This window comes from Microtetraspora sp. AC03309, assembly GCF_020826795.1.
GTDB lineage: Bacteria > Actinomycetota > Actinomycetes > Streptosporangiales > Streptosporangiaceae > Microtetraspora > Microtetraspora glauca.
Genome location: NZ_JADDIL010000391.1, coordinates 1 through 574, shown reverse-complemented (window position 1 = coordinate 574; position 574 = coordinate 1). Strand labels below are relative to the sequence as shown.

Annotated in this window: 1 pseudogene; it reads left to right on the top strand. The window is 68.6% G+C overall.

Features of this window, described 5'->3' with window-relative positions:
- A pseudogene (locus IMZ11_RS43490) lies at positions 1-574 on the top strand (hypothetical protein); the annotation flags it as partial.

Genomic DNA, 574 nt, shown 5'->3' with positions numbered 1-574 from the left:
TCATCGCCGTCCTGTTCGACAACGCCGCCCGCAAACGGGCGGGTGACGAGGATGACTACGACGACCAACTCTCCGACGATCCCTTCGACGTCACCGGCCTCGACGACAGCGGCCTCAACGACAGAACCGACCTCTACGGCACCTGCGACGAGAACGCCGACACCGATGGGGACGACGAGAACGCCCGGCGCTCCGGCGGCCTCCACGACGTCCAGCACGTCAACGGCGAGATGGACGGAGACAAGGACGGCGACGTTGACGACACCGTCACCGGAGCGAGCTCCTCCGAATCTGCCGGTCACGGCAACCGCATCGGTGTGTATGACGCGTGCGGCGCCGGTGGCGGCGACCTCGGCCCCAATGTGAGCGTCAAAGATCCCCTCGGGAGTAGCGACGCTTCTTGTTTCGAGGCGAGTCCCCGCAGTCCCGTCGACAGCGGCGGCGACGTCTGCACCCCCGAGCCTGGCAACAGCGAGACTGGCGACAGCGACCCTGACGCGGGTCCGCCCGGCCTCGACCCAGACCCCGACCCAGACCCCGGTCCTGGTCCCGGTCCCGGTCCCGGTCCTGGTCC